A 21,656-nucleotide genomic window follows, 5' to 3' on the forward strand; every position below is an offset into this window, starting at 1 on the left:
CCTGTGCCACCATACATCGCGTCATTGCCCGTACCACCATCGAGGTAGTTACTCGAGCTATTGCCGTAGATGACGTTGTCGAGGCTGTTGCCCACACCAGAGTAGGCTGTTCCCATCACGTAAAGATTTTCTACATTGCTACCTAGGCTGTAGCTGACGGAAGAATAGACCCAATCACTAGTACCTCCACCGGCGTACTCGGAAACCGTGTCATAAGCGCTATCTACTACATAGGTGTCGTTGCCTGTGCCACCATACATCGCGTCATAGCCCGTACCGCCATCGATGTAGTCGTTGCCAGCACCACCATCGATGTAGTCATCACCACCTCTACCATAGAGAGCATCATTGCCAGCACCACCATCAAGATAGTCATTGTACGCACCACCATATAGGGCATCGCTGCCAGCATAGCCCAGTGCGTAGAGATTGGTATAGTACGACGGGTAATAGTAATTCGTCGTTAAGTCGAAGGAATCGCTTGCTGCTGTGCCGTAATAGTAGTACCAAGCCATGATCAGTTGCTCCTAATTTGCCACAAGGTTTTGATGAGAGGGTAGAGCTTACTAACATTGCTTTTTCGGTAAGCATCTACTTTTTGCACAAGTCCAGTTTGGTTATCTGTCTGTTGTACTTATCTCTGTTGCCGAGGTACCTTATGCAAGATTCGTTAGATTGGTTTTAGCGACACAGGCATTGGGTAACCTCTGATGACTTGTCTGACCCTGTGGCAGCAGTTATGCAAGTCTTTACAAAACTTCACGATTAAATTCGTAGCCCTTCAGCTCAAACTCTTCTAACCGATGAGTGTCTCATCGGCTCATCCTACTCTTGTGATCCAAGATGGCAAGGTACCCGAAACGGGTACTTTTTTCTGGAGTTCGTTGCAGGATATGCGAAAAATGAAGTAGGGGTAGCCCTTGTCTAACGCCTCCCTCAGGGAAGGGTACCGACAACGGATACTCCTAGAGGAAGACTCCTGGACACTCTTGTAGGATGTAGCAGGGTGGTCTGGATTAAGACGAAGACAGCAAAATCGAGGAGAATATTGAAGCTACGTTTACAGGCCAGCATTTACGATTAAGGAAATATCAAAGACTTCCACAAAAGTGTTGGTGAAGATCAATCAATATCGACCCTTTCCCCAGATTCAGGAACAATCAAGAAGACTCAGTCGTTTACTGGAATTGGCACTCTTCTCAACACAATCGGCAGTAGGAAAACTTAAGGAGCGATCGCTCAATGAATGAACGGGAGGAACGGCTGGACTCATTGGTTACAGAAGGCTGTAAACATCCACCAGGAAGTGCTGCGCGTCAGAGAAACTTAACAAGGATTATTCGCCTGATTGGCCCCAAGCTTTGGCGAGAGAATACTCCTTACTATCCAGACGCCTTGCAACAGACGTGGGTATATTTCTGCCAGAACATCTGCGAAGGCAAGACAGGCAGAGCTTATGACCCGGATCGGGGTAGTATCGTCACCTGGTTAAATTTTTACCTGAAGAAACGACTCCACGATTTTTACACAGATGATCGCGATCGGGAAAGAAAAATTGCGACCCCAAAATCTGATGACTCGACCGAAAATCCTGACCCCCTGGAAAATATTGCTTCTGAACCCGACGTTCCTCCCCTACTCGAACAGGTTAAACAATGGGTTGAAGACGATTTAGACGGAGAATTAAGGCACATCCACATTGCCAACCGCAAAGATGTCACTGCCCAAGTCTTAATCTTGCGGCGCTTGCCCCCAGAAACCAGTTGGAAAGATCTCGCCACAGAATTTAATCTATCAGTCTCGACGTTGAGCAGTTTTTATCAGCGACAATGTCTACCTCGGCTGCGTAAATTTGGTGAATCAGAGGGATATCTATAGTACGGGGTGTAAATAAAAGGGCATCTACGTCTTGTGGCTGCTGTACGTAACCCCAAAAATTTACTAACACTAAGGAATAATCCCATGACATACCCCACCCACGAGCTAGACGACTTGTCCTTATCACTACCTATCACTCAGACAGCACTTCGTACTGCACAACAGTTTGCCAATGAACAACCCACACCCCAAAAAGCTGAGCAGGTTCGGCTCAACACTCTAGCGGTGTGTGCGGTTAATGATTACTTACAGATGATTGGCATACCAACCAACCTAGAAGCGAGCGACAGTTGGAATCCCGTGTTGCGCCTGTGTGCGGATGTCGCTGACTTAGAAGTCACAGGCATCGGTCGCCTGGAATGTCGCCCTCATAAAAGTGGTCAATCTAGCTGCTATATTCCCCCAGAAGTTTGGTTAGACCGGGTGGGTTATATCGTTGTTGAAATCGATGAACTCTCACTGGAGGCAACCGTGTTGGGTTTTACTCAAACTGTTACTAGCGAAGAATTACCCATTAGGCAGCTACAAGCGATCGACGATTTAATCGATGTCCTAAATCCGCTAGATGAACCCCAGCAGATTCCTACAGTTGCGAGGACACGCGTGAATCTGAACCAATGGTTAACCAATGTTTTCGAGCAAGGTTGGCAAACCGTTGAATCACTATTCGCTCCCACTGAACCTGAATTTGCCTTTAATTTCCGCAGTGCTCCGGACTCAGTTATGGATGAACTCGCTGTCTCTGATGAAGGCATCAGTCGCGCTAAACTTATCGACTTAGGAATGCAGTTAGCGGGTTACCCGGTGGCGTTAGTGGTTAAAATCCAATCGGAATCCGAACGCAAAACCCATATCCTGCTTCAGCTTCATCCCAGTGGTGGGCAAATCTATCTACCCCCCTTCTTACAACTCACCGTACTCGATGAATCTGGGTTAATTTTTCTGGAAGCCCAAGCCAGAAGCGCTGATAATTATATACAGCTCCAGTTTAGTGGTCTCCCTGGGGAACCCTTTAGCGTTAAAGTAGCTCTCGGTGATGCCAGTGTTACAGAAGACTTTGTGGTTTGAGTGGGATCAGGCTCAACTGTCTGCCCTCCTTTCTCTGGGACAGCAAGTTGCTGCCAACAGAAGCCCTAATCCACCTTTCACCCCTAATGCGGTTCTTTTTGGTATATGTGAAAGCCCAGATTTCTCTCTTCTCTCCTTCTTAACATCTCGCCAATGAGCCAGTAATACTTCTGACCAGAACTAGATAAAACTGGAATTCATGAATGTTTGTTAAGGGTTAGACAATCCGTAAACCTCCTTGAGTAAGTTCCAAGCTACTGGGAAGTGCATAACCCAACAATGATTGGAAATAGAACTTCTAGGAGCGAACCACAGAGTCATCTTGATTGCCGAGGCAATGCCCTTAACTTCGATCTGGAGAAGCCGTCATGGGTAAGTTAGTCGTCCTAAAGCTAGGGGATGGTAGCTTTGAACAGGGATTTCCTGTCACCTTACAAATTGGAGAGGATGAAAGTCCCCCCTGTTTGGAAATCATCGGTAAGCTGCCACCGATCCCGGAAATTCCTCAATCCTATAAAACTTGGTCTACCACTTATCGCCATTTGGGAGGACGTTCCCGACTCGAAGCCCCTGCTGCCCAACGCACTCACTTTTCCACCATTGAAAGTTGCTGTAGTGCTGCCCAAATTTTACGCGATCGCCTCAACAATTGGCTCTACTCGGAACCGTTTCGCCCCATCCGAGAAAAATTACTCGAACAATTAATGCCGTCTGATGAAATCCGGCTGATTATTCAAACGAACGATATTTGGTTAAAGCGACTCCCCTGGCATCTGTGGGATTTTTGCGATCGCTACCCCAAAGCTGAAATTGCCCTAAGTCCACTTGGCTTTCCTCCCCACGAAACAAGCCTAACCTCCCATACTCAAGTCAGAATCTTAGCCATTCTGGGTAATAGTAAAGACATTAATATCCAAGCAGATCGGCTCTTACTCGAACAGTTACCCAATGCAGAAGTCCGCTTTTTGGTAGAACCACAACGCCACGAATTCAGTGAAGAACTTTGGAATCAAGACTGGGATATTCTCTTTTTTGCGGGACATAGTTCCAGTCATTGTAATGGCGAAACGGGTCGAATATATCTCAATCAAACCGATAGCTTAACCTTTGATCAGTTAAAATTTGCTGTTAAAAAAGCCGTAGAACGAGGCTTAAAAATTGCAATTTTCAATTCTTGTGATGGCTTGGGATTAGCCAAAGATTTAGTCGATTTGAATATTCCGCAAGTCATTGTCATGCGGGAGCCAGTGCCTGACCGCATCTCCCAAGAATTTTTAAAGTATTTTTTAGATGCCTATTCTAGAGGTAAATCATTCTATCTCGCCGTGCGCGAGGCCAGAGAACGCTTGCAGGGATGGGAAGATCAATTTCCTTGTGCGACTTGGTTACCGCTAATTTGTCAAAAAAATCCTGCCGTTGTGCCACCGACTTGGCGAGATTTGTATAAGGTGGATGACAAGCCGCCTCCACCCCCGCTTCCACCCCCGCCACTCCGTCCTCTACCTCTGCCCAAATTGCGGTGTAGTCTGCGGACTGTGTTACTCATCAGTGTGGGAATCACCTCCCTGTTCCTGGGAATTCGACACAAGGGACTCCTGCAACCGTTAGAATTGCAAGCGTTCGACTGGATGATGCAAATCAGACCCGCCGAACCCCCTGATTCGCGCCTTTTGGTCGTCACTGTCACGGAAGACGATATTAAAGCTCAGGGAAATGAGTTCCGGCGTGGGTCACTATCCGATCGCACGTTAGCCCGACTGTTAGCGAAACTCGAATCCTATCAACCCAGAGTCATTGGCTTAGATATTTATCGCGATTTTAAAGTAGAAGCCAAGTACCCAGAGTTAGCCAAATATCTCAGAGAAAGTCAACGCTTCATTGCTGTGTGCGAAGCCAGTACAGACCCTAGCGACCCGGCGATTGAACCGCCGCCAGAAGTCCCTAAGGGCAACCTGGGCTTAAGTGATGTGGCGATCGATTCCGGTGGCATTGTCCGTCGTCATCTTCTGGCGATGACCCCATCTCCGGCCTCAGCTTGCAAGCCCTACTACACCCTCAGCACCCAGTTAGCATTCCGCTACCTAGAAACACAGGGCATCTCGCGTCAAATTACGCCAGAGGGGCTATTAAAACTGGGCAAAGTTGTGTTTAAGCCCTTGGAACCTCATAGCAGTGGCTACCAAGGCACCGACGCCTGGGGTCACCAAGTGCTGCTCAATTATCGCTTCTACCGCTCGAGCGAGGATTTTGTCGGACAAGTCAGCGTCACCCAGGTTCTGAACGGTCAGCTCGATCCTGACTCCGTCAAAAACCGAATTATTCTCATTGGTGTTACAGCGCCCAGCGCTAAGGATTTTTTTCTCACACCTTACGGTCAAAGAATTCCAGGTGTCGTCGTTCATGCCCAGCAAGTGAGTCAGATTCTCAGTGCTGTTCTCGATGGGCGACCGCTTTTGTGGGTTTGGCCTGGATGGGGAGATGCCCTGTGGATTTGGGGATGGTCGCTGGTCGGTGGTCTAATTTCTTGGCGCTTTTTCACAGGGCAGCGCTGGGTGGTGGTGATGGGTGCGATTGTCATTTTGTACGGGCTTAGCTATGTACTGTTCCTGCTGGGAGGGTGGATTCCTCTCGTTCCGGCAGCTCTGGTTTTGGTATCGACCAGTGGCGGTGTTTTAGCTTACACCACCTGGCAAGCCCGAAAGTAACCTTCTACACCTGATTCATGCATCATGATTTACAACAAGTTATCTCAACTACCCAAAACCCTAACCCTGGGTTTGATTGTTGTCGGAGTGTATAGCCATCTTCCACTACCCACCCAGGCGACCGCTGCACCAACCCCATCGGCTCTATCCGTTGTTTCAAAAGCCCCGTCTGCCGCGACAACCCAACCCTCCTTCGTCCGGCTCCAACTTGCCCAGACACCGGGACAACTGGCCAGTCGCAGCGCAGCAACGCCCTTTAAAACCACACCACTGCTCAAAGACCGAGGTGCACCCGCACCCGGTAAACGAGTGGGTGGAGCCAGCCGGGGGACTTGTCCAAGAGCCAGCAAGAGCCTTACCGCTTTGGTGCCTATTATCCCAACTCCTTCGACTGACTCTGTATTGGGCTTAACGTTTGCTGAGCATCCCACTTTGTGGTTTTATGTTCCCTATTCCATGACATCTACACGCCCTGTTGAGTTCATCCTGAAGGATGATCAAGGTACGGAACTCTACAGAACCTTGCTATCGGAGTCGGGCACCGCGCCTGGAGTAATGGGCTTCCAGATTCCTGAAACGGTGCCACCCCTGGCGGTCAACAAGCGCTATAAGTGGTACTTGACGATTTTTTGCGATGCGAATGAGCGTAGCGATTTTAGGTCTGTGGAGGGCTGGGTACAACGGGTTGCCCTTGAACCCAAACTCCAACAGGAGTTAAAACAAGCCTCCCCCCAACAGAAGGCTGTTCTTTATACCCAAGCCGGCGTCTGGCACGAGGCTGTAACCACTCTTGCCCAACTGCATCGCCAGAATCCCAACAATGCCACCCTGCAACAGCAGTGGCAAGAATTAATGCAATTGATTGATTTAGGCGCGATCGCTCCGGAACCGATTACCTCAATGCTTACTCCTAATAAATAAGCCTCTGATTAATCTCAGTCTTCTTATCGGACTACGCTGTTACAAACTAATTATTTTGAGCTTTCACGGAGGGCGATTGGGTGGCTCTTGTCCCGGCAGCCCTGGTTTTAGTATCTACTAGTGACAGTCTCTTTGTTTAAGGCCACTTGTCACCCCGACGCCTACCTTCTACACTTTATTGATTCATTATGATTCACAAAACATCATCCGAACGACAGAAAAGCTTAGCGCTCAGATGGGCTGCTGCCCCTTGGGCATTCGCTCTCACCGTTGCCGGGGCGTATGCTAGTCTTCCTCGACAAAGCCTTGCCATTCCTGTCCAAACCCCATCGACCCCGGTCGTCTCGACAGTAACGCCTATTCGGGTTGAGACAACTCCACTCTCTTCCCTTAGACTACAACTGGCTCAGATTGAAAAACAACGGGTTCAACAAGGTACAGCCCAGGGTGATTCTCGCCTAGGTGGAAGTACGCGTTCCCAGAATCTATCTCAAAACCAGCAACCCAAAGACCGAGGTGCGCCTGCACCCGGTCAACGGACAGGTGGGGCGACGCGTGGGACGAATGCAAGGTGTCCAGTTGCCAGCAAGCCTCTTACAGCTTTGGTGCCGATTATTTCAGCCACTTCGGATAAGAGTCAACACCCAATTCTTGCCAGCACTCCCGCCGGAGCCGTTTTGGGTTTAACCGTCGTCTCCCATCCAACTTTCTGGTTTTATGTTCCTTATTCCATCACATCTGAACGTCCCGTTGAGTTTATCCTGAAGGATGATCGGGACAACATTATTTATCAAACTTTCTTATCCGAGTCGGCAATTGCGCCCGGTGTAGTCGGTTTCAAGCTTCCTGATACCGTGACACCCCTGGTGGTCAACAAACGGTATAACTGGTTCCTCACCATAGCTTGTGATCGACCATCATCGACCTCTAGCGAGCAAGAAGAACTGACCAAGATTTTTGTTTCAGGCTGGGTAGAACGGGTGACTCCTGATCCCTCACTCCAACGGGAGTTAGACAAAGCCACACCCCAGCAGAAGGCTCTCCTCTATGCCAAGGGCGGCATTTGGCACGAGGCTGTAACCACTCTGGCTGAGCTACGTCGTCAAAAACCCAACAATGTCACCCTGAAGGAAGAATGGGCTAAATTGTTGCGATCGATTAACTTAGAGGCGATCGCACCTGAACCAATTACCTCTATGCTGACCCCGAAAAAATAAGCCCTCGATGATGGCTCAAAACGAGCATTGCACCTTCGATGAGCCATGATCCATGCCTCTATCAATCCAAAAAACATGTGCGCTGCAATGCCTTCTGTAACAAAACTTGATAGTTCTGTTCACTCAGGGTTTGAGCACCGAAGCGAGCGAGGTGAGGGTTGATCATCTGAGCATCAAATAGGATAAAACCTCGCGATCGCAACTGTTCCACTAACTTAACTAGCGCGACCTTGGAGCCTTCAGGAATCCGATAAAACATAGATTCACCAATGAAGGCTCCACCTATCACAATTCCTAAAATTCCTCCTGCCAACTCATCATCTTGCCAAGTTTCAAAGCTATAAGCCCAACCGGCTTTATAAAGTGACCAATAAATCTCCTTCAGTTGGGGAGAAATCCAGGTAGATTCTCGATTCGCACAACCCGCAACCACACCTTTAAAGTCGCGATTAATCGCCATACTAAAACGCTCCTGATTAAGGACACGACGCAATGAAGTTGGGTAACGAAATCGGTCATCCAGGGGAATGATCGCACGGTGGCGACTGGTGTACCAGCCTAACTCGCCAGTTTCATCTGCCATCAAGAAGTAGCCTTGGGCATATCCCTGGAGCAGGGAAGGAATATCAAATGCCATGAATAGAGTTCATTCGTCAGAAGCACTCATGTATATTATCTAACTGGGTATTTGGTATTGATCGGTCAATTAAGAAAGCGATCAAAATATAGCCAGTTTAAATAAATTGTAAAACTCTGTGTTCTCTCTCTTCTCTTTCTGGGTGTTCTCTGTGTTCTCTGCGTCTATGTGGTTTATTATTTTCACAAATCATTTAGAACCCCTATATACGACCGACTCAACCTTTCTTGAGTGCCTTTGTGACCAACTCAGGAATCTGAGAAGGACGCTCTGCCACAGGGATATTCGCTTGCTTAAATGCTGCCACTTTGTGCTGGGCTGTACTAGCATTAGTGACTGGCCCTGATAGCTGAGCCGCAATAATGGCACTTGTATCACTAACTTGTTTGTCCAAGGGTGTATGGCTTCCCGCAACGTAAGCAATTACGGGTTTATCAATAGTCTCGGCAATGTACTCAGCGGTTGCGTCATCGATCAAACCACCAGTTTGATCCACTAAAACAATGACTTCCGTACTTCTATCCATAGCTAAAATCTGTAGCCATTGAGAAAAAGAAGAGCCAACAATGGCTGCACTACCCAGATTAACCGCTATGGACTGTCCTAGTTGACGCTGGGTTAACTCTAAAGCCACTTCATAAGCGAGGGCACCACTACGGGCAATCAACCCAACCGGTCCGGGGCTATAAAATTCACTCTCCTGAGTACCCAGCAATACTTTTCCCGGCACAATGATACCCGAACTACTCGGCCCCAAAATTAAAGTACCCGTGCCCTCGGCTTTCCGCAAGAGGCGAACCATATCCAGGGGAGGAACACCCTCTGTAACCAAAATAATCAGCGGGATTTCTGCATCCATAGCTTCGAGTGCAGCATCCAGAACTCGGTAGGATTCCACAAAAATAATGGTCGCCTCAATCGGTCCCGTCTGAGGCAGCACCTGCTCTACCAAGTCAAAGACAGGAATACCATGAAGTTCTTGCCCTCCCTGACCAGCACTCACCCCAGCCACGACATTGGTACCATAGGCTTTCATGCGAGCCGTGTAGTAGGAACCTAAGGGCTGTGTAATGCCTTGAACCAAGACTTTGCTGTTTGGCGTCAAGTTAATAGTCACTTGATGTGTAAGTGGTGTAGGTGCTGGATTGAGCGTCTCAACAACCCCAGCCGCTACCTTCGTACCATTAGCTTTCATGGGGAGGGTGTAGTAAGAGTTCAGCGATGGTGTACTGTCCTGTTCCAGGGTTTGGCTTTCTTTTGTCAAGTTCATAGATACTTTCTGGTCCAAGAGGTGTAGCTGCTGGATTGAGCTTAACAAAAGCAGCCCACTCTTCCCAGATGAGGATAACTTCAACAAAAGAGAGGAAGAAAATCAACCGACTCAAGACAGTCAGCATACTAACCTTATACAGATTAATCTTAAGCCGGTGATCATTTGTGGGAAAAACGTAATCAGGGCTTAATGATAGGGATGTCCCCGTCTTCTTCCTCTCCCTACATTGTGAATCTTTATCTTGCTTGGGTTAAGACTGCCTCACTTTGGAGTTGGCCAAGGAAATCGCTTGGGCTACTGCCTCATCCAAGTTATCCCTCCAATGGATGGGTATCGCGGCCAGATGCTCTTTAGCAGAGTCAATTTGTCCTCCCACGATACGGATGACAAAGTGAGGGATCTGGCTGAGAGCTACAGATTGCTTAGAAAGCGTATGAGTGCCATTATTTTGAGTACGATGAGTCGGAGCTGTCATCCTCATCGGTCTTTCTGGCTGCTCTACGGCCTTGAGTACTGGCACTTCCCCAAATTTAGAAAGCAGATAATTGGCAATGACCTGAGCCACTTGTTCACTGGCGCTAGCACTGGCCAAAATGTTGACTAAGATAACTTTAATCCCTTTGGCTTCTGTAATTTGCTTGAGCGCACTTTGCAGTTGTGGCACGGGAGAGGAGGCAGTTGGCACGTCCCAACTGGTATACCCGTCCAAAATCAGACAACTGGCAGGTTTTCCCTTTTCTTGGTAGACCAAATCTAAGGTCGCAGCCGCCAGACAAGCATCGTTACACAAAATCCCAATGTTGCCTTCTGTGTCCGTCCAGTTGAGGTTAGGCACTCGCTGAGAGGAGCTATTGGGAATAATGGATGCCAAGGTGGCTAACTCGGCATGACGCCCCAAAGCGTTATCGTTTGCCGCAATTTTGCCATCCAAGGCCATCACCTCACCCGTGGAACTAATGCCTAGGGGGTTAATTTCCACTAAGTCCAAATCTTTTTCGAGAAATAGCTGGTACATGTTTTGGATAACCCCACTGACCGACTCAATCAGGTGTCCTTGGAGTCCCATTTTCAGGGCTAGACGCCGCGCATAAAAGGAGGAGAATTCTTGCTCCACTACAACCTTTTGCATGTGCTGCATCACGGCTTCTACGTCAATGCCTCCTTGGGAAGACCCTAAGAGGACAGGACGCCCAAGAGTAGAGTCGAGGATGACGGCGAGAAACAATTCCCGGTCGGCATCGTAGCGGGATTCGGCAAGCAGGACTTGGGGATAGCAACCGAGAATAGGAAGGTTGAAAATAGCTCTTGCTGCCGCGATCGCATCAATGGTATTTTCCGCAAAGCGGATACCACCGGCTCTACCCCTTCCTCCTGTAGGCACCTGAGACTTGAGGACAACCGGATAAGGAATTTCTAAGCGCTTGAGGTCGGCAGGATGGTCGATGCGTTGAGACGGCAAAACAGGGATGCCAATCTCGCGAAATAATTCTTTCGCTTGGTACTCTAATAAGTCCATAAATGGGTATTGATTAAAGGTCAACTGAAAGCTGAAGTATGTAGTATGAAGCATTAAGTATAAAGTAGGAAATTCCTCCACATCGGAGAGCTAAGCTCCAGTTAGGGCGAGGCATATACCGATAAATTTCCACTTCATCTCTCATCCTTTAAGCTTCAGACTTCTTTACTCAAAAGCTCATAACCTTGATCAAGTTATCAATTTCCCACCTTGCAGTCGGTTTTCTACCTTACCCTTTGAGCCAAACTTTTCCACTCTTTCTCAACTTTGTCAATTTTGTAGAAGCGTTTCCAGAACAGGTCTACCAGTGGAGTCGGTAGGAGTTTTCTCATCAAAAACAGCATCATCTTTCCCCCGGTTGCCGCCACGTAGCGGGGACGGGGGTGGCGCGAGGTTAACGCCCGAATGATCACATCTGCCACCCGTTCTGAAGTCCAGGCCAGACGTGCCGTTTGCTGTTCAATGTCTTTGATGCCCTCAATCGCTGCCCGATAGAGCTTTCGTCCTGACTCCGATATATTCAGATCGACCTTATCGCCAGCCACACTAAAAAAGTCTGTGGTGACGGGGCCTGGTTCAATCACACTGACTTTAATGTTGAACGCCGCTAACTCCATCCGCATGACATCACTCAAGGCTTCTAAAGCAAATTTAGAAGGGCTATACATCCCCCCAGCCGGAAACGCCACCCGACCGCCGAGGGATGAAACATTGATAATTCGACCACCCCCCTGGTCCCGCAGGGTGGGGATGAACGCCTGACTCAAGATTAACGGCGCATGAAAATTGACCGCAAATTGCCTCTGGGCATCTTCCGGTGAAATTAATTCCATCGGCCCCATGTGTCCGTAACCTGCATTATTCACCAAGGCATCCACTCGACCAAAGTGGTCAAGTACTTTTTGAGGTAGGGCTTTGACCTGTTCGAGTTGAGCAAGGTCAGTTGGCACAACCAGTACTTCTGCACCCACTTTTTGACAATCGGTCGCTACAGCTTCTAGCTTGTCCTTATTGCGGGCGGCAAGGACTAAGCGAATACCCAAAAATTGCTGGGCTAACCGTCGGGCGAGAGCTGCACCAATCCCGGTGGAAGCGCCAGTAATTAAAATAACTTGTTCGGCTAGTGGGGGAGACTGAGTCATAATAAGTTTTGAGTTTTTAGGACATTGTTAATGGGTACCGATTCCCTTTATCTATGGAGGCATCACCAGGACTTAAAGCAGTAGCCCCCTTTTGTCTATAATTTCAGCGGAAACTCGTCTTTTGCCTCTATCTGCCAGAAGAACATGGCAAAATTAAACGTTTAAGCTGAGGTTCTATTGGGTTAATCAATGAGCTGGCTGAATCATTTTTAATCCAACAGCCCTAACCATCCCTAATCAAACGGGTGGGTTCAGCCATACTCGTTTGCGAAATTAGCAGAAATAGGGGGAGAGAACGTTACCTCTTTGGATGCAACTCGGTATCAAGAGTCGCTGTGGGTTGGTAACTCACCCCAAAAAAGCAACTACCTGAAGAATGGTGTAGTCACATGACAACAGCGACCCGACCTAATAATTTAGAAACTCTGGAGCATCTTTTACACGAAGGCTTCCAATCTGACCTGTTACCGTTTGTCCCGGTTCAGGTTCAGTGTCGGCTTAAGGATGAGATGCTAGTGGTTCTGGCTCAACATCCAGCGACAACGGTACCCGATTCACAACAAGTATTTAGCTCGATTGAGCGAACCATTCAGGAGCAGCAATGGTCAGATAGTCACTCGGTCAAAATTTACTTGCGAGTAGAAGGCCAGAAGTCGCCTTATGCGTTTTATTCGTTCAAAATAGATCGGCCTGTCTCTCCCACCACAACCACTACACCTGTTGAAGAGACACTAGATACCCCTGATTTATCCGACTCTCTCCCAGAAGAGGCAACGGATAGTCATGAGGTAGAAACGGAAACGAGCCAAAGCTCAGAGGTTCCGCCATTCGAGTCAACATCCCCTCACCCCTGGGATCAACCGATTCAGGAAGAGAATTCCCTCCTGGAAGAGCCACCTGAGGAAATTGTCACACCAGGGAACAGCAAGTCTAAAAAAACCCTGCTGCCGATGGTCGTCGCTGGGACTGGCCTAAGTTTGTTCATTTTCTTGACCAGCCTGTTTCTGCTCACTCGTCCCTGTGTGGTTGGACAGTGTCAAGCCCTTTCAGACGCTCAGGAATTGAGCCAGACGAGCCTGAACAGGTTGCAAAAGCCCCTATCTGGGAAAGAGGTTCTGGAAGCTCAAGAGCAATTAATGGAAGCGATTCGGATGTTACAATCCATTCCATTTTGGTCGGGTTCTTACGGGAAAGCCCAAGAGCAGCTTAAGGTATATCAAGCTCAGGCCAAACGAGTTGAGGAGATGGTAACGGCATTACAGACAGCAGCTAGGGCGGCTCACAAAAGTGAAAATCCGCCTCATCCAACGGCGCGGTGGGTCGAAATTCAGGGTTTGTGGCGAGAGGCGATCGCACGTCTGGAAGAGTTACCGACTAATAGCGATCTCCAACCCTTGGCTCAGCAAAAAATTAAGGAATATAAGCAGAATTTAGCAGCGGCGAATCAGCGATTAGTGAAAGAGCGAAACTCTCAGCAGCGTCTTCAAGAGGCGAAAGATGCGGCGTTAATTGCCGAAGCGCGTCAAGGAGTGGCTCAGTCGTTGGAAAATTGGCAACTGGTTTATGGGACTTGGCAAACGGCGATGAAGCGCCTCAAGCAGATTCCTCAAGGGACAACCGCTTACGAACAGGCACAGCAATTGTCGTCCCTGTATTTGCCGAAAATGTCAAGTGTGCAGGATAAGAAAACTCAAGAGCAATTTGCTGTTAACGCTTATAACCAAGGACTCCAGTTAGCTCAACTCGCCAAAAATGCTCAGCTCGATAATCAGTGGTCAGTTGCAGTGGTTCACTGGCGCAAGGCTCTAACCAACATGAATCAGGTTCCCAAAGAGTCGTTTTACTACAGCAAGACACAATCCCTCGTACAGTCTTACTCCAACGCTCTCAAGCAAGCGAAACTTAAGTTGCAATTAGCTCTAAAAGTACAACAAACCCGCAATGATTTAAAACAAACTTGCACGGGGAAAGTTCAAGTCTGCAACTTCGGGATTATCAATAATATCATCAAAGTTCGGCTAACACCCGCCTACACCAAGCTAGTGAAACAAACTGCAAACTCTGCCCAAGTTAGAGGTGACTCTAATGCTCAATCCAGTATTGTCAATCACATCTTAACCTTAGGAGAAGCGTTGGAAGCGATTAGTGATAACGCTCGTATGCGTTTGGAAGTTTATGATGCGGATGGAACCTTAATCCAAAATCACGTCCCCGGCAATTGAGCAGCTTTTCTATCAAGACCAGAGAGATGCTGAAAAAAGTAACAGGAAACAAGGAAAGGGGATTTTTTCACAGCACTCTTCATGTCTTTTCTCCAATTACCTATTACCCATTACCCATTGCCTTACCAACATCTAACCTAATATGACTCAACTGAGCAAGCTCAAACTTTTACCAGGATTCAACTTCTGGATAGTTGGAATAGCCGTTGGTTTAATTGCACTCCACTTGACTTTAACCCTAAAGGCAAACAATCTGGATCTACTGAGTACAAGTCTGGTCTTTTGGGCAGCTGTATCTTCTCTCGTTTGGGATAAAAAAGATCAGCTCCGTACAGAAAGTGGCATTTTCTCCAGCTTTTTGGGAGCATCACTGCTGACTTCAGTACTTCTCAAGAGTTTTTTAGTACCGGGGAATGATATTTTTCTTCGCTTCTCACCCTTTATTTCCGCCTTCAGTTTGGCTTTATTGGTATCGGGTGCAAAAGGATTAAAACAGTATTGGCAAGAACTGCTACTCCTTGGTTTTATTAGCATTCCACAGGGTTTGGTACATCGATTTTTAGATCTCAGTCTGTTAACCGCCAAATTCTCTGCTTCTCTGCTTAGTGGTTTGGGATTTTCAGTTTATCGCCAAGGTGTTTTTATCACCCTGCCAACCGCCAAAGTAGAGGTCGCTTCGGGCTGTAGTGGAGTGAATGGTATGCTTCAGTTACTGGGACTCTCTTTGCTTTTCTTATTTATGTTTCCCCAAACCAATCGGAAACAGAAAGTTTTTATTCCATTTCTGGCTGTGTTTATTGCTTTTATTGTTAATGGCATTCGGGTTGCCATCTTAACTCTACTCGTAGCAAACTCAAATTCAGAAGCTTTTGATTATTGGCACTTGGGAACTGGCTCCCAAATCTTTCCTCTAATGGGGGTATTCATTTTTGGGTTGTTCTGCTGGTTTTTCATCCTAAGAAAGCCAGCCAAAGCCCAACTAAAGTCTGAAGGATAAAATACGACATTGTTCTGAAAAGTTATATCAGCCGTGTCAATTTTGATGAATTCATGGAAAACGATTAGAATTTGGCTGCTGGTGGTTCTTTTTATTGGGGTTTTGTGCGTTCTGATTAAGTCAATTTTGTTTCCTGCTAGCCAGCAATCAAGAGTAACTCCTTTTGTTTTTCCCAGTACAATTACCTTACCTCAGTGGCAGTTGGTGGATAGTGTACCGTTGAAAATCACTGATGATCCGACCTTTCTAGCGAGTAGGCGTTATCGATATCAACAAAATCCCCTCACCCTGACTATTGATATGCATTATATTATTCAATCATCGGGGGATGTTCAAGATTTTTTGAAAAAGCATATTTTCTCAGAAAAATCTACCGCATCGATTCTCATTCATAAAAAGTCAGGCGTGGGTTTTCATACTCTATTCACTAAGGAAGGAACAGCTTATTTAACCTCTTGTATTAATCCACGTGGTGGTAGTACTGTAACGTTTGACCAATTTAGAGAAAACCGGAATGTTTATGATGTAAAACCGGGTCGTGTACTGCTTTGGTTACTGGGTTTTCAAGAATTGCGAGACTTCCGTTGTATGTGGAATATGCTGTCTGTGCCTTTGGAGGAAAATCAACCAGAAGAAGCATATTCTCTCTTGGAATCTGTATGGTTTTCTTGGTATGCATGGTGGCAGCCACGGTTTCCGAAACCTTAGAGGGGGGTTTGAAATAAGTGTAAATACCGGGAGAACCCCCTAAATCCCCTCAATAAAGCTCTGGCTTAACAAGGGGGAGTTACGCATGGGGCTAGCTGCGAACGCGGCGTTTAGTTTCTTCGTGCCAATAAGCTGTTAAAAGCTGGAATTCTGGCAGTTGATTCTGACAAACTACGCGAAGACCTCTCAGAGTATCGGTAAACCGAAAGTAAGGAGTCTGCCTCAAAATTCGGTCAGTCAGTGTATAAATTACTGCCCCTTTGTTGTAGTGCTTGCACCCATACATCAGAGCAACTTGAATCATGGCATTACTAATTGCTCGTTGCTGCTGACGGCGTTGTACGTGATTGCTGTCTTTATGTTTAGGTGCGATTCTCAGTGTGCCGATTTTGTTTTTATTGGGATCACTCTCCACTATCAGGCTAAGTTGTTTTTTCGTGTCCATCTCGTTTTGCATCGCTCGATGATTCGAGAATATCGAGGTAAACCCGGAGAGTACAGGGAAAATAAGGGCAGATATTAACTCATTTATCTCCGTGTATTTGCGCTTTTCAATCAGCTTTAGATTAATTAAGGTGGTGATTGTCGTAGTGGAATCTACTCCCTACCTATGAGAGAAACGCGCAAACGTGGATTTTCAATCAAGCCTGAAGGTTTAGCCCTAATCGAGCAGAAAATGGCTGAAAAGAGCTACACCAGCCGTGAACAATTGGCTGAGGCGGCAGATTATTTAAGTATTGACACCGTTAATCGTCTATTCCGAGGAAAGAATCCTCAAAGAAAGACGATTGAAGCGATCGCAAAAGCTTTAGACTTAAAACCTACTGACCTTGTTGAGCATAGCGAGTGGTTTCCAGCGTTCTCAACTGCGGCACAAGAGAAAACTGCTGCTAGTGAAATCGATATTGACTGGCCGGAAGTTTGCCATAGGATGCTCAAGGAGCAGCAAGACAAACAGAGGCTTAGACGGCAAGCAACTGAGATGGGTGTTGAGGTCAATGTTCATGTCCCTCTGGGATTGGTGGAGCGAAAACAGCAGCAACGCCGGAGTGAAAATGTTGATCCAAATCAGCTATATCAGCTAAATCAAGAGGTCATTGCCAAAACCTATCAGCATGATGAGTTTCTCACAGAAGTAATCGGGCAAAGGCAAGATAGGAAAAACAAGAACATTGCGATTGTTGGGGAACCGGGTGCGGGGAAGACTACCTTGTTGGGTGCGATCGCATCTTTCATCCAGTCCAACACGGAAGACTTGTCCATCTGTATTACCTTGGCAAGTTTGCAGGGGAGAACGATAGAGCATTATCTACTCAAGACGTGGCTCCCTGAATCGCTAGGATTGGTGAATTCTGAAGTTGCTGTCACGCCAGCAATGGAGAATGAGCTAATCAAACAGTTCCGTAAGGGTGGGGTGTGGCTGCTATTAGATGGCGTGGATGAGATGGGGGCAGATTCACCCGTTCAGGCATTAGCCACAATCCAGAAACAATTTACAGGCTGGCTTGGACAGGCGCGGGTAGTGCTGACTTGTCGGCTCAATGTTTGGGATGCCAGCGTTAACAATATGCTGACAGGCTTTGACACCTATCGCACTCAGGAATTTGCACATGAGCAAATTGACAAGTTTATTCAGGAGTGGTTTAAGGTAGCTAGCCAAGAGGCAGATCCCCCCCAACCCCCCCTTGCAAAGGGGGGGCTAGAAAATACCTCAACTCCCCTTCAAAAGGGGGGACTAGAAAATACCCCCCTTTCTAAGGAGGGACAGGGGGGATCGATTCAGCAGCGAGGCGAACAACTAAAGGCGAAGTTAAAGGAAACGGGACGAAAGCGAATCCGCGAATTGGTGAAAAATCCGCTCATGTTGGCGCTGTTGTGTCAGACTTTCTATCTGGATAAGCAGGGAGAATTGCCAGAAACAAAGGCGGTACTTTACGAGAGATTCATCTGCTATTTCTATGAGTGGAAACAAAACCTTCATGCAAAAGATTTGATTAACCAGAATGAATTAAAGAATGAATTGCACCAAGCTCTAGGCAAATTAGCTCTAGCAGGAATTAACAGCAGCGCTAGATTTCGGCTGAGGGAGAGTCTGGCACGTCAGGAAATGGGTAAACCGGTGTTCAATTTAGCCTGTGTTCTGGGCTGGCTAAATTTGGTAGAACGAGACGCCCAAACGGATGAATCTGTTTATGCTTTCTTTCATCCTACGTTCCAGGAATACTTTGCGGCGCTGGCGGTTGATCATTGGGACTATTTTCTGCCGCGAGAACACGATAACCGCAACCCTAAAGCAGTGAGAGACACCTACCGCATTTTTGAACCACAGTGGAAAGAGGTAATTTTGCTATGGCTAGGACGAAAGGATGTCGCCGAGGAGCAAAAAGAAACCTTTATCAAAGCGTTGATAGAATATAAGGATGGTTGTGGAAGCGAGAATTTTTACGGCTATCAAGCTTATTTATTAGCAGCTACGGGAATTGCAGAATTTAAAAAATGTAGCCTTGCTGATGAGATTGTTAAACAGATTGTTAATTGGACGTTTAGCTCATTTAATTGGAAAGAACCCCAAGAGCAAACACTCTCACTGATTGCAAAGGTAGCTAAAGAAATTTTGCCGGGGAGCGAACGCAACCTATTAATCAAACAATTGCTCAGCTTAATTAACATCCTATGTGCTAATCAGGATAATAAAAGCCTTGAGATAGCTCTCGAAATTTTAGGAAAAGTCGGTACTGCTAGTTCAGCCGTTAAAAATGCACTGTCTGATTTTATACATAGTGAAGACAAGATTTCAAATCGCATTAAAGCTGTTGAGAGCTTGATAGAAATCAATGCTGATGTTTCGGAAGTTGCAGAGGAGTTAAATAACCTGCTGCATTCTAGAGTAGATGAATCAGAACGGTGGAGCTTCCTAGAAATGTTGAATGAGATATTGAATGCAAACCACGAGGCTATCTTACAATTTAGTATAGATAAATCTGAACGCTTGAGACTACTGAATCAACAGAATAACTTCATCAATTCACTAAAGAAACAATGCGATGTAGAACCACTACCCTATAGCCTGAGAAGTGTTGATCGTGTAAGACTCGCTGCGGTACTATTAAAAATCGATCCTGACAATAAAGAGGCAATTAAGGCTCTCAAGGAAATATTTGACGATGAGTACTCTACCGCAGAAGTACGTCTACAAGCGGCTGAACATTTAAACGTTAGCTATTTAGAAGATAACAGGGGATTTTTAATTAGATCTCTATACGATAAAGATATAGATATCGCATTCAAAGCTGCTACAATTTTGAAAAAAAATAGCCTAGATTATACGATTGAACTTCTGGGTGATGCACTACGGTTTAATAATGATGAGCAAGCTTGCAGCAATGCTGCCGATATCTTGATAAAAATCGACCCAGGCAACTTAGAAGCCATTGATGCTTTCACGCAACTGCTGAACTCTAGTAATAATTCAATCGCTGTACATGCTGCTAGTGGCTTAATAACGGCTGTGAGCGACTTGGTAATAATTGACCATAGCAACAAACAAGCCATCGATACTTTAACGAAACTCCTAGATTTTGATGATATTGACATCCGTTTTGACGCTGCTAATGAATTGATAGCAATTGAACCGGACAACAAACAAGCCCTTGACACTCTCAATAAACTCCTGCAAAACAGTCAGGGAGACTATAATCCTTATTTTGTTCTCAGAGTTCTAAATAAAAGGAAAATTCACCTTGATAATCTCTTCTCAGTAGTGGCAGACTTGAAAAATTGCTTACAGCTACCCCCTGATCAGTTGAATGATAGTAACCTCCTGTCTAGCTACATCATTGAGCGCTACTGGGCTTGCTGTATCATCTGGCACTGTGCCCAAAACATGACTTACCCAGACTTTTATCGGGCTTGGCACGGTGAACCTTCTTTAATTCAATCATTAGAAAACTCATTCACTAATATTACCTCTCAACTGCAACCCACTGACAAAACCTATCCCATTATCATCAACGCGCAAGCACTAGAAGGAGAGACAGATACAAGCGCGATCGCACAAGCACTCTCCAACCGCATCTATCGCTTCGTATTTCCCGATGATTCAGAAATTCCACCAGAAGTCAGTAACGCCTATCAACTAGAGCGATCGCTTCTCCAACTCAAAAAGCAACTGCAAAAACAAAACTTGGCTTTGATTCTGGACAAGTGCGAACCCAAGAAGGCACTTATTACCTTTTGCCGCAAACTCACCCATGTGCTGCATATCGCTTGGATTACTAACCAACCGCTTGAACCACCTTTGAAAGGCTTTCCATCCGAACAGCCGAATTTACTCAGTGCTATTCAAAGCTGGATTAATGAGATAGGGTGAGGGGCGAAATGCGCTCGCGCTACATACAGACTATGCGATCGCTTCTCCCATACAGTTAGGATATCTACGTGCGATAGCGAAGCGCTGCTGCGAAGCGCAGATCGCCTTTCTCTAAGCTACTCCATAGCCTGTATACTGCCGCTTGTAAGGAACATGAAGCCCCAGCACAATATCCTCTTTCGGCACTCCCATTGCGACTAATTCTTCGGCTGGATTCTCCTCAGATGCCTCTTTCATACTTAGGATAGTGAGATATCAATATAGAGCAGAATTGAATTGCTCATACACTAGCTACAAGACGACGCTAATAAAGGGTCAAGTCATGACAATTTATGAGCTTTTACAAGCCAACAGAGAACGCATTCTCCAAACGGCTTCCCAATATGGAGCTTACAACGTTCGGATTTTTGGTTCAGTGGCACGGGGAGAAGCCGATGCAAGCAGCGATGTAGATTTTCTAGTCGAAATGGAACCCGGACGAAGCTTGTTCGATTTGGGAGGACTATTAATGGACTTGCAAGAATTACTCAATTGCAAAGTCGATATCGTCACTGAAAAAGGATTGCGAGAGCGAATTCGGGAACGGGTGTTAAGAGAGGCAATTTCATTGTGAGAGATGATCGCGAAAAGCTGTGTGACATTCTAGAAGCAATTGAACGGATCGAGCGCTATGCTGTTCAAGGGCGACAGGGTTTCGAGGAAGATGAACTGATTCAAACTTGGTTTATCCGACATCTTGAGATTATCGGTGAAGCATCTCGTGCCTTGTCGCCAGATACTAGAGAGCAGCACCCTGATGTGCCTTGGTCGCAAATCATTGGGATGCGAAATATTTTGACTCACAATTACTTTGAAATTGACCTAGACGTTGTGTGGTCTGCTGTAGAGCATAATTTGCCAGAACTTAAACGTCAAATTCAAGCCATTTTGCATTCCTTATCCTGACAGGCAACAGAAGCGATATCCTGACAGGCAACAGAAGCGATTGCTTACAGAATAGCTC

17 protein-coding genes and 1 pseudogene are annotated in these 21,656 nt (G+C 46.5%); 11 read left to right on the forward strand and 7 right to left on the reverse strand.

Annotated features, from left to right (window positions below; all coding sequences use genetic code 11):
* Positions 1-515 (reverse strand): hypothetical protein (locus NDI48_28965; protein ID MEP0835196.1); only part of this gene is annotated, 515 nt, incomplete at its 3' end.
* A 727-nt stretch (positions 516-1,242) separates the two neighbouring features.
* Here NDI48_28965 and NDI48_28970 point away from each other — a divergent pair.
* The 5 genes from NDI48_28970 (at position 1,243) to NDI48_28990 (ending at position 7,789) form a co-directional block, all read left to right on the forward strand.
* Positions 1,243-1,878 (forward strand): sigma-70 family RNA polymerase sigma factor, encoded by a 636-nt coding sequence (locus tag NDI48_28970; protein ID MEP0835197.1) that lies wholly within the window; start codon positions 1,243-1,245, stop codon positions 1,876-1,878.
* Positions 1,879-1,962: 84 nt separating this feature from the next.
* A complete protein-coding gene (locus NDI48_28975; protein MEP0835198.1) occupies positions 1,963-2,946 on the forward strand; it encodes a DUF1822 family protein in 984 nt (327 codons plus the stop codon).
* 368 nt (positions 2,947-3,314) lie between these two features.
* Entirely contained in the window at positions 3,315-5,651 is a 2,337-nt protein-coding gene (locus tag NDI48_28980) for a CHASE2 domain-containing protein (protein MEP0835199.1), read from the forward strand.
* A gap of 24 nt (positions 5,652-5,675) precedes the next feature.
* Entirely contained in the window at positions 5,676-6,572 is an 897-nt protein-coding gene (locus NDI48_28985; protein MEP0835200.1) for a DUF928 domain-containing protein, read from the forward strand.
* A gap of 188 nt (positions 6,573-6,760) precedes the next feature.
* Positions 6,761-7,789, forward strand: coding sequence for a DUF928 domain-containing protein (locus tag NDI48_28990; GenBank protein ID MEP0835201.1), 1,029 nt, complete (start codon positions 6,761-6,763; stop codon positions 7,787-7,789).
* A 61-nt stretch (positions 7,790-7,850) separates the two neighbouring features.
* On the opposite strand, the gene aat is transcribed toward NDI48_28990, so the two are convergent.
* The 4 genes from aat to NDI48_29010 form a co-directional block, all read right to left on the reverse strand.
* Positions 7,851-8,426, reverse strand: a complete 576-nt coding sequence (gene aat / locus NDI48_28995; protein ID MEP0835202.1) for a leucyl/phenylalanyl-tRNA--protein transferase — start codon at positions 8,424-8,426, stop codon at positions 7,851-7,853.
* A 217-nt stretch (positions 8,427-8,643) separates the two neighbouring features.
* Positions 8,644-9,537: a CoA-binding protein gene (locus NDI48_29000; protein MEP0835203.1), complete on the reverse strand. Its 894-nt coding sequence runs from the start codon at positions 9,535-9,537 to the stop codon at positions 8,644-8,646.
* 412 nt (positions 9,538-9,949) lie between these two features.
* A complete protein-coding gene (locus NDI48_29005) occupies positions 9,950-11,215 on the reverse strand; it encodes an acetate--CoA ligase family protein (GenBank protein MEP0835204.1) in 1,266 nt (421 codons plus the stop codon).
* Positions 11,216-11,439: 224 nt separating this feature from the next.
* Positions 11,440-12,357, reverse strand: a complete 918-nt coding sequence (locus tag NDI48_29010) for an SDR family oxidoreductase (protein ID MEP0835205.1) — start codon at positions 12,355-12,357, stop codon at positions 11,440-11,442.
* 389 nt (positions 12,358-12,746) lie between these two features.
* Here NDI48_29010 and NDI48_29015 point away from each other — a divergent pair, with 389 nt between their 5' ends.
* The 3 genes from NDI48_29015 to NDI48_29025 all read left to right on the forward strand — a co-directional run bounded on the left by NDI48_29015 (position 12,747) and on the right by NDI48_29025 (position 16,284).
* Positions 12,747-14,579, forward strand: coding sequence for a hypothetical protein (locus NDI48_29015; protein ID MEP0835206.1), 1,833 nt, complete (start codon positions 12,747-12,749; stop codon positions 14,577-14,579).
* A gap of 142 nt (positions 14,580-14,721) precedes the next feature.
* Positions 14,722-15,576 carry a cyanoexosortase A gene (gene crtA / locus NDI48_29020; protein ID MEP0835207.1) on the forward strand — a complete coding sequence of 285 codons (855 nt, stop codon included), beginning with the start codon at positions 14,722-14,724 and terminating at the stop codon, positions 15,574-15,576.
* Between the two features lie 33 nt (positions 15,577-15,609).
* Positions 15,610-16,284: a cyanoexosortase A system-associated protein gene (locus NDI48_29025; protein MEP0835208.1), complete on the forward strand. Its 675-nt coding sequence runs from the start codon at positions 15,610-15,612 to the stop codon at positions 16,282-16,284.
* Positions 16,285-16,375: 91 nt separating this feature from the next.
* Here the strand turns inward: NDI48_29025 and NDI48_29030 are convergent, their stop codons facing one another.
* A complete protein-coding gene (locus NDI48_29030; GenBank protein ID MEP0835209.1) occupies positions 16,376-16,729 on the reverse strand; it encodes a hypothetical protein in 354 nt (117 codons plus the stop codon).
* A gap of 165 nt (positions 16,730-16,894) precedes the next feature.
* On the opposite strand from NDI48_29030, the gene NDI48_29035 reads away from it, so the two are divergent.
* Positions 16,895-20,653: an NACHT domain-containing protein gene (locus NDI48_29035; GenBank protein MEP0835210.1), complete on the forward strand. Its 3,759-nt coding sequence runs from the start codon at positions 16,895-16,897 to the stop codon at positions 20,651-20,653.
* Positions 20,654-20,764: 111 nt separating this feature from the next.
* Here the strand turns inward: NDI48_29035 and NDI48_29040 are convergent.
* Positions 20,765-20,878: pseudogene (locus NDI48_29040) on the reverse strand (XisI protein).
* 97 nt (positions 20,879-20,975) lie between these two features.
* On the opposite strand from NDI48_29040, the gene NDI48_29045 reads away from it, so the two are divergent.
* Positions 20,976-21,266, forward strand: a complete 291-nt coding sequence (locus tag NDI48_29045) for a nucleotidyltransferase family protein (GenBank protein ID MEP0835211.1) — start codon at positions 20,976-20,978, stop codon at positions 21,264-21,266.
* The gene (locus NDI48_29050; protein ID MEP0835212.1) at positions 21,263-21,598 is read left to right on the forward strand and encodes a DUF86 domain-containing protein; all 336 of its coding nucleotides are present in this window, start codon (positions 21,263-21,265) and stop codon (positions 21,596-21,598) included. Before NDI48_29045 ends, NDI48_29050 begins: the two co-directional genes overlap by 4 nt.
* Positions 21,599-21,656: the final 58 nt, after the last annotated feature.

The sequence above is a fragment of the Microcoleus sp. AS-A8 genome (genome assembly GCA_039962225.1).
Classification (GTDB): Bacteria; Cyanobacteriota; Cyanobacteriia; order Cyanobacteriales; family Coleofasciculaceae; genus Allocoleopsis.